The organism is Streptosporangium sp. LJ11 (assembly GCF_051918945.1).
Lineage (GTDB): Bacteria > Actinomycetota > Actinomycetes > Streptosporangiales > Streptosporangiaceae > Streptosporangium.
The window spans coordinates 216,922-225,206 of record NZ_JBPXMB010000020.1 but is presented as its reverse complement, the minus strand read 5'-3'; the positions used below and the strand labels follow the sequence as shown (position 1 = coordinate 225,206).

The window sequence follows — 8,285 nt, the reverse complement described above, 5'->3', positions numbered from 1 at the left end:
GCTTCATGCACTGGCTTTTAACACACTGTTGAGTTCTCAAGAAACGGACGCGTACACCATCACCCTGACCCGACCAAGTGGTCCGGCAGAACTCCGGGGCGTTCCATTTCGTATTTAAAACGTACAGGCCTGTCAAGATTGTGTCAAATTGCTAGCCATCAGCCGTTTGTCACAAAACCTGCAAACTTGCTAGGATTTCCACCGCCTCGCTTCCGAGGCGGCTCCCTGAACCTACCGTGTCATCCAGGCCACAGCGAATCAACCGATTTTCCGGTGATCTACGCGGAGTCCGAACGCTCAGGTTCGTTTCAGGTGGAGTGGCCCTGGGCCCGTCCGCCGATCGGCGTCCGGCTCGCTCCGGGGCATTGGAAAGATTATGCGCCTCTCGGGGCATCGTCAAATCAGCCACGCTTGGCAAAACCGCAGGTCAGAGCAGTTCCTTAAGGAAACCAGGAACGTTCGCTACCGGAATGTTACGTGGTGGGACGGTTGACGCCCCGGCCTGAGCCGGGGCGTCCAGCCGCCCGGGAGCATCCAGCTGACCTGCCGGAAGAGCCGGAAAAACCGGAAGAACAGCCCCTCGCGGAAGACCCGAACGACACCGGGAACCACCAGGGACCAGGAAACACCGGGAACAGAGCAACAGGCGGGGGAAGGATCAGGGAGCGATGATCTCGACACCGCCGACGGAACGCTTGCCACGGCGCAGCACCAGGAAGCGTCCGTGAAGCAGATCATCGGCAGCCGGCACATACGCCTCGTCGGTGACCTTGACGTTGTTGAGGTAGGCGCCGCCCTCCTTCACCGCGCGGCGCGCCTCCGACTTCGACTTCACCAGGCCACTCTCGGCGAGCAGGTCGACGAAGGACGCCCCCAGAGCGGGCACCTCCGCACGCGGCACCTCGGCGAGGGCCTCTCCCAACGTGCGCGCGGGCAGCTCCTCCAGGGACCCCTGGCCGAACAGGGCCGCCGAAGCGGCGATCACCGCGGCGCACTCGTCGGCGCCGTGCAGCAGCGTGGTGAACTCCTCGGCGAGCGCCCGCTGCGCCTCGCGCCCGGCGGGCCGCTCGGCGGCCGCCTTCTCCAGCCCCTCGATCTCCTCACGAGACCGAAAGCTGTAGATCTTGAGGAACTTCACCACGTCACGGTCGTCCGCGTTCAGCCAGAACTGGTAGAACGCGTACGGGGAGGTCATCTCCGGGTTGAGCCAGACCGCGCCGCCGGCCGTCTTGCCGAACTTGGTCCCGTCGGCCTTGGTGATCAGCGGCACGGTGAGGGCGTGCACGTGACCGCCCGTCACCCGGCGGATGAGATCGGTTCCCGCGGTGATGTTGCCCCACTGGTCGCTGCCGCCGATCTGGAGCGTGCAACCGTGGCGCCTGTTCAGCTCCAAGTAGTCGTTGGCCTGCAGGATCTGGTAGCTGAACTCGGTGTAGCTGAGCCCCTCGCCGCCCAGCCTGGCCGAGACCGACTCGCGGGCGAGCATGCGGTTGACCGGGAAGTGCTTGCCGACGTCGCGCAGGAAGTCGATCGCGGACATGCCCTCCGTCCAGTCGAGGTTGCTGACGAGGATCCCGGTCTTCTCGTCCGAGAAGTCGAGGAACTTCTCCACCTGGACGCGGATCCGCGCCACCCATTCGGCCACGACGTCGGAGGAGTTGAGCGAGCGCTCGGTACTCCGGCCGCTGGGATCGCCGATCAGACCCGTCGCGCCGCCCACCAGGCCGATGGCCCGGTGACCCGCCCGCTGGAGGCGGGTGAGGGTCAGCAACGGGACCAGGTTGCCGACGTGCAGGGAGGGGGCGGTCGGGTCGAAGCCGCAATAGACCGTGATCGGACCCTCGGCCATCGCCGCGCGCAGAGCGTCGATGTCGGTGGACTGCGCGATCAGGCCGCGCCAGGCGAGGTCATCCAGAATGTCGGTCACGATCCTTGCTTTCCAATGCTCGAAGGGACATTTAGCGCTCTCGTACACCCTGCCCGATCACGGCACCGTCGCGCCACTCGAAACCCTTCTCGCGCGCAAGGACGGACGAGGAAGAGGCGAGGAGAGCGCACGCGACCTACCGGCGGCGCGGGACGTGCGGGCGGTGCGGGGAGACCGTGGGCTCACCCTCGATCCAGAAACGCCAGGGCGTCTCCTTACCCGACGAGACCCCGGTGCGCGGCCCCGACAGGATGGACGACACCTTGGCCGGCTCGCCCTCGAGCACGGAGAGTGATCCGGGGCCGCAGGCGTCGAGCCCGTTGTGCTCGCGGGTGAGGCCGAGCGCCACCGCCAGCCGGGCCGGCCCTCTGGCGAGATCGGCTTCCCTGACGGGACGGGCGCTTCCCGCGCTCCGGCGGGCCAGGGCGGTCTCGGCACCGGAGACCACCTCTCCGGCCCGCAGCAGCACCCCGGAGCCGACGCCCTCGGGAAGGCAGGTGAGGTTGGCGCAGAAATGCATACCGTACGTGAAGTAGACGTACAGGTGGCCCGGCGGGCCGAACATCACCGCGTTGCGCGGCGTCCGGCCCCGGTAGGTGTGCGACGCGGGGTCCTCGCCCGGCACCCCGTACGCCTCGACCTCCGTGATCCGCAACATGACCGGCCCGTGCACGAGCATCCGTCCCAGCAGGTCGGGGGCGACCTCGTGGGCGGACCGGTCGAAGAAGTCGCGTGCCAGGGGCGTGGACGCGGCGGGCGGTCGCCCGCCGTTCTCGTCAGCGGCCATCGCCCAGGCCCCCGGCGACCAGGCGAAAGTCGCCCGAGTCAGGGACGACCCGGCCAGCGTCACCCGGCACCTCGGCGGCCTCGAGACGGCCGTCGCCGGACATCAGCTTCCGCTCGCCCAGGCGGCCTGGGCGTCGACGATCTCACGCAGCGCGATGAGCTGGTCACGGACCCGGTCGGGTGCCGTGCCGCCGTGCGCCTTGCGGGCGGCCAGCGCGCCGGGCACCGAGAGGACCTCGCGGGAGTCGGGCGTGAAGTGCGGTGAGACCTTTGCCAGCTCCTCGTCGGTGAGCTCACCGAAGTCCTTGTCGTTGACCTGGCACCAGACGACCAGGTGCCCGACCGCCTCGTGGGCCTCGCGGAAGGCGACACCCCGGCGGACCAGCAGCTCGGCCAGGTCGGTGGCGAGGGCGAACCCGTCGGGGGCCGAGGCCTCCAGTTTCGCGGTGTTGACGCGCATGGTCGCGACCAGCCCGGCCATGGCGGGAAGGACGAGCAGCAGGCTGTCGACGGAGTCGAACACCGGCTCCTTGTCCTCCTGCAGGTCGCGGTTGTAGGTCAGCGGCAGGCCCTTGAGCGTCGTCAGCAGCGCCATGAGGTTGCCGATGAGACGGCCGCTCTTGCCCCGGGCGAGCTCGGCCACGTCGGGGTTCTTCTTCTGCGGCATGATCGACGAGCCGGTGGAGTAGGCGTCGTCCATCTCGATCCAGCGGAACTCCTGCGAGGCCCACAGGACGATCTCCTCGCCCAGCCTCGACAGGTGCACGCCGATCATCGCCGCGTCGAACAGGAACTCGGCGGCGAAGTCGCGGTCGGCGACGGCGTCCATCGAGTTGGGGGCGGCGGAGTCGAAGCCGAGCTCCCTGGCCACGGCCTGCGGGTCGAGCGGCAGGGAGGATCCGGCCAGCGCCCCGGCGCCCAGCGGGGAGACGGCCGCGCGCCTGTCCCAGTCGCGCAGGCGGTCGATGTCGCGGGCGAAGGCGTGCACGTGCGCCAGGAGCTGGTGACCGAAGGAGACCGGCTGGGCGTGCTGCAGGTGGGTCATGCCGGGGGCCGCCGTCTCGGCGTGCTCCTCGGCCTGGCTCATCAGCGCGGTCTCCAGCTCCACCAGCCGGGACACGATGTGCCTGACATGGTCGCGCAGGTAGAGCCGCAGATCGGTGGCGACCTGGTCGTTGCGGCTGCGACCGGCTCGGAGCTTGCCGCCGAGCGTGCCGAGGCGTTCCAGCAGGCCGCGCTCCAGCGCGGTGTGGACGTCCTCGTCGGCGACGGTCGGCCGGAACTCGCCCGCCTTGCAGGCGCGCTCCAGGTCGTCCAGGGCGCCGATCATGCGCGCCAGCTCGTCGTCGCTCAGCAGGTTCGCGCGGTGCAGCACCCTGGCGTGCGCGCGCGAGGCCAGCAGGTCGTACGGCACCAGCCGCCAGTCGAAGTGGACGCTCACCGAGAGCCTGGTCAGCGCGTCGGCCGGACCTCCCTCGAACCGGCCGCCCCACAGCCGCATGGGCTTTCCACCATCAGTCACCGTTGTTCTCCTCCCCATTCAATCCGCGACCTTAGCCCAATGAGCCCAGCCGGGCGTCCCGGGCGGAGGCAATCTTGGAGGGCAGGCTCCACAGCTCGACGAACCCCTTGGCCAGGGACTGGTCGAAGGTGTCGCCGGTGTCGTAGGTGGCGAGGTTGAAGTCGTACAGCGACGCCTCGGAGCGGCGCCCGGTGACGGTGGCCCGGCCACCGTGCAGGGTCATCCGGATCTCGCCGGTGACGTGCTCCTGGGCCTCGGCGATGAAGGTGTCGAGGGCCTTCTTCAGCGGGGAGAACCAGAGGCCGTCGTAGACGAGCTCGCCCCAGCGCTGGTCCACCGACCGCTTGAAACGGGCGAGGTCGCGCTCGACGGTGACGTTCTCCAGCTCCATGTGGGCGGTGATCAGCGCGATGGCGCCGGGCGCCTCGTAGACCTCACGGGACTTGATGCCGACGAGCCGGTCCTCGACCATGTCGAGGCGGCCGACGCCCTGGGCGCCCGCGCGGCGGTTGAGCTCCTCGATGATCTGGAACGGGGTGAGGTGCCGTCCGTCCAGCGCGACGGGCACGCCCTTGACGAAGCTGACGATGACCTCGTCCGCGTCGCGCGGCTGCGCCGGGTCGGCGGTGTAGGCGTAGACGTCCTCGATCGGGCCGTTCCAGATGTCCTCGAGGAAGCCGGTCTCGACGGCCCTGCCCCAGATGTTCTGGTCGATGGAGTACGGGTTCTTCTTGGTCGTCTCGATCGGCAGGCTCTTCTCCTCGGCGTAGGCGATCGCCTTGTCCCGGGTCCACGCGTAGTCGCGGGCGGGGGCGATGACCTTGAGCTCGGGGTGGAGGGCGGCCAGACCGGCCTCGAACCGGACCTGGTCGTTGCCCTTGCCGGTGCAGCCGTGCGAGACGTGGGTGCCGCCGAACTCCTTGGCCGCCGCGGCCAGGTGCTTGACGATCAGCGGCCGCGACAGGGCGGAGACCAGCGGGTAGCGGTCCATGTAGAGGGCGTTGGCCTGCAGTGCGGGCACGCAGAAGTCGGTGGCGAACTCCTCGCGGGCGTCCACGACGACGGACTCCACGGCGCCGCAGTCGATGGCGCGCTTGCGGATGGCCTCCATGTCCTCGCCGCCCTGGCCGACGTCGACGGCGACCGCGATGACCTCGGCGCCGGTTTTCTCGGCGAGGAAGGGAATGGCGACGGAGGTGTCCAGTCCTCCGGAGAACGCGAGTACGACCCGATCGGTCATGATGGATATCTCCAAGATCTTTATTGGTCACAGGTGTCGGATGCTGCCGGTCATAGCCTGCCTGAGCAGGCTAAATACGTCGGTCGGCGTGCCGGAGCAGTCCCTCTGCGACCGCCGCCCCGCCCAGCGGGTCGCGGCTGATGACGAGAATCGTGTCGTCTCCCGCGACCGTGCCGAGGATGGACTCCCAGTCGGCGTGGTCGATGGCGGAGGCGAGGAACTGCGCGGCGCCCGGCGGCGTGCGGACGATGACCAGGTTGGCGGAGGCCTCGGCGGAGACGAGGAGCTCCTCCGCGAGCCTGCCGAGCCTGGCGGCCGGGGACTCGCCGGTACCGAGCCTGGCGAGCCTTATCCGGCCGCCGCCCTCCCCCGGCAGGGCGTAGACCAGGGAGCCGTCCTCGGCGCGCAGCTTGAGCGCGCCGAGCTCGTCCAGGTCGCGGGAGAGGGTGGCCTGGGTGACCTCGACACCGCTCTCCAGCAGGAGTTTGGCCAGCTCGGGCTGGGACCGGACCGGCTGCCGCTGCAGGAGGTCGGTGATCCGTGCCTGGCGGGCGACCTTGGTCATCGGGATCGTCATGTGGATCGCCCGACTCCGGACGCGTCGCCGCCCGCGGAGCCGTCCGCGGAACCGCCGTCCGAGGAGCCGTCACCCGGGGAACCGGCCTGGCCCGCCACCGCGACCAGCCAGTACAGCAGGGCCTTCTGGGCGTGCAGCCGGTTCTCCGCCTGGTCCCACACCAGGCTCCGCGGGCCGTCGAGGACCTCGGCGGAGATCTCCAGGTCGCGGTAGGCGGGCAGGCAGTGCAGGACGACGGCGTTGGGGGCCGCCAAGCTCACCAGCGCGGCGTTGACCTGGTACGGCATGAGGTCGGCGATCCGCTGCTCCTTGCCCTCCTGCCCCATGGAGACCCAGGTGTCGGTGGCGAGCACGTCCGCGCCCGCGGCGGCCTCGGCCGGGTCGGCGAGGACCGCGACCGAACCGCCGGTCTGCGCGGCGACCTCGCCGGCCCGCCGGAGGATCTCCGGGTCGGGCAGGTATCCGGCGGGGGCCGCGACCCGCACGTGCATGCCGGCGACGGCCCCGCCGAGCAGGTAGGAGTGGGCCATGTTGTTGGCCCCGTCGCCGAAGTAGGCCAGCGTGATCCCGGCGGTCCTGCCGAAGTGCTCCCTGACGGTCTGCAGGTCGGCGAGGATCTGGCAGGGGTGGAACTCGTCGGTGAGGGCGTTGACCACCGGCACCGAGGACGCCGAGGCCATGGCCTCGATCCGCTCCTGGCCCGAGGTGCGCCACACGATGGCGCCCACCTGGCGTTCCAGGACCCGGGCGGTGTCCTCGATCGACTCGCCCCGGCCCATCTGGGAGGATCCGGCGTCGAGGATCAGCGGAAGGCCGCCGAGCTCGCCGATGCCGACCGCGAAGGAGACGCGGGTGCGGGTGGAGTGCTTGTCGAAGAGGACGGCGACGGTCTGCGGTCCCTCGAAGGGACGGTAGCCGTAGCGGTCCTTCTTCATGGCCTCGGCCAGGTCGAGCACCTGGGCCTGCTCGGCGGGCGAGAGGTCGTCGTCCTTCAGGAAGTGCCTGACGGGCGCCTGTCCGGCGAGGTTACTGGGCATCTGCGGCCTCGTCGAGAATGGCGGGAAGCGCGGCCACGAAGGCCGCGACCTGGGCGGAGGTGATCACCAGCGGGGGCGCGAGCCGTACCGCGTCGGGCTGGAGTGCGTTGACCAGGAAACCCGCGCGCTGGGCGGCCGCCTGGACCTGGGCGGAGCGGCCGGCGGTCAGCACGACGGCCCGCCACAGGCCACGGCCGCGGACGCCGGCGAGCAGCGGGTGGTCGATCGCGGCGACGCCCTCGGCGAGTTCGGTGCCGACGGTGCGGACGTGCTCCAGCAGGCCGTCCCCGTCGATGGTGTCGAGCACGGCGAGCGCGGCGGCGGCCGAGACGGGGTTCCCGCCGAAGGTGGACCCGTGGTCGCCCTGGGCGAAGACGGTGGCCGCCTCGCCGAAGCCGACGCAGGCGCCGATCGGCATGCCGCCGCCGAGGCCCTTGGCCAGGGTGAGCACGTCGGGCAGGACGCCCTCGTGCTGGTGGGCGAACCAGTGCCCGGTGCGGCCGATCGCCGACTGGATCTCGTCGGCGACCAGCAACGCGCCGGTGGCGTCGCAGATCTCCCTGGCGGCCGTGAAGTAGCCCTCGGGCGGGGGCACGACCCCCGCCTCGCCCTGGGTGGGTTCGAGGAAGACCGCGGCGCACTCGGCGGTGACCGCGTTCTTGAGCGCGTCGGCGTCACCGTACGGGACGAAGCGGACGTCGATCGGGAACGGCCCGAACTGGTCGCGGATGGAGCGCTTACCGGTCAGCGCGAGCGCGCCGAGGGTACGGCCGTGGAAGGCGTTCTCCGCGGCCACGAAGTAGGTGCGGCCGTTCGCCTTGCCGTACTTGAGGGAGAGCTTCAGCGCCGCCTCGTTGGCCTCGGTCCCGGAGTTGGTGAGGAACACCTTGGCCGGGGCGCCGAGGAGGCCGAGCAGGCGCTCGGCGAGCAGCACCTCGGGCTCGTGCAGGAAGAGGTTGCTGGTGTGGGCGAGCGTGGCGACCTGCCGGGAGACGGCCTCGACCAGCGCGGGGTGGGCGTGGCCGAGCGAGCTGACCGCGATGCCGCCGATCAGGTCGAGATACTCGTGGCCGTCGACGTCCCAGACCCTCGCGCCCTCGCCTCGGGCCAGCGCCACCGGGGGCACGCCGTAGTTGGGCATGAAGGCGGCCTCGAAGCGCCTGGCGAGCGCCTCTCCTGCGGGTCTTTCCTGCGGG

Annotated in this window: 7 protein-coding genes; all 7 read right to left on the bottom strand. The window is 70.2% G+C overall.

What is annotated here, in order from left to right:
- Positions 1-658 precede the first annotated feature (658 nt).
- Entirely contained in the window at positions 659-1,927 is a 1,269-nt protein-coding gene (gene tyrS, locus ACTOQ3_RS28430) for a tyrosine--tRNA ligase (RefSeq protein WP_440086462.1), read from the bottom strand.
- Positions 1,928-2,063: 136 nt separating this feature from the next.
- Entirely contained in the window at positions 2,064-2,714 is a 651-nt protein-coding gene (locus tag ACTOQ3_RS28425) for a DNA-3-methyladenine glycosylase (protein WP_440086461.1), read from the bottom strand.
- Between the two features lie 102 nt (positions 2,715-2,816).
- A complete protein-coding gene (gene argH, locus ACTOQ3_RS28420; protein WP_440086459.1) occupies positions 2,817-4,253 on the bottom strand; it encodes an argininosuccinate lyase in 1,437 nt (478 codons plus the stop codon).
- 13 nt (positions 4,254-4,266) lie between these two features.
- Complete coding sequence (locus ACTOQ3_RS28415) at positions 4,267-5,475, bottom strand: argininosuccinate synthase (RefSeq protein ID WP_440086458.1); 1,209 nt, start codon at positions 5,473-5,475, stop codon at positions 4,267-4,269.
- 70 nt (positions 5,476-5,545) lie between these two features.
- Positions 5,546-6,052 carry an arginine repressor gene (locus ACTOQ3_RS28410; RefSeq protein ID WP_350967519.1) on the bottom strand — a complete coding sequence of 169 codons (507 nt, stop codon included), beginning with the start codon at positions 6,050-6,052 and terminating at the stop codon, positions 5,546-5,548.
- Complete coding sequence (argF, locus tag ACTOQ3_RS28405; protein ID WP_440086457.1) at positions 6,049-7,089, bottom strand: ornithine carbamoyltransferase; 1,041 nt, start codon at positions 7,087-7,089, stop codon at positions 6,049-6,051. Before argF ends, ACTOQ3_RS28410 begins: the two co-directional genes overlap by 4 nt.
- On the bottom strand, positions 7,079-8,230 hold the full coding sequence (locus ACTOQ3_RS28400; RefSeq protein WP_440086465.1) for an acetylornithine transaminase: 1,152 nt from the start codon (positions 8,228-8,230) through the stop codon (positions 7,079-7,081). The genes argF and ACTOQ3_RS28400 overlap by 11 nt, the downstream gene beginning before the upstream one ends.
- Positions 8,231-8,285 lie beyond the last annotated feature (55 nt).

What these genes read in the sequence shown, in the direction of transcription:
- ACTOQ3_RS28425 (WP_440086461.1), bottom strand. Translation starts at nt 2,714, where the DNA reads ATGGCCGCTGACGAGAACGGCGGGCGACCGCCCGCCGCGTCCACGCCC.
- ACTOQ3_RS28415 (WP_440086458.1), bottom strand. Translation starts at nt 5,475, where the DNA reads ATGACCGATCGGGTCGTACTCGCGTTCTCCGGAGGACTGGACACCTCC.
- argH (WP_440086459.1), bottom strand. Translation starts at nt 4,253, where the DNA reads ATGGGGAGGAGAACAACGGTGACTGATGGTGGAAAGCCCATGCGGCTG.
- argF (WP_440086457.1), bottom strand. Translation starts at nt 7,089, where the DNA reads ATGCCCAGTAACCTCGCCGGACAGGCGCCCGTCAGGCACTTCCTGAAG.
- ACTOQ3_RS28410 (WP_350967519.1), bottom strand. Translation starts at nt 6,052, where the DNA reads ATGACGATCCCGATGACCAAGGTCGCCCGCCAGGCACGGATCACCGAC.
- ACTOQ3_RS28400 (WP_440086465.1), bottom strand. Translation starts at nt 8,230, where the DNA reads ATGCCCAACTACGGCGTGCCCCCGGTGGCGCTGGCCCGAGGCGAGGGC.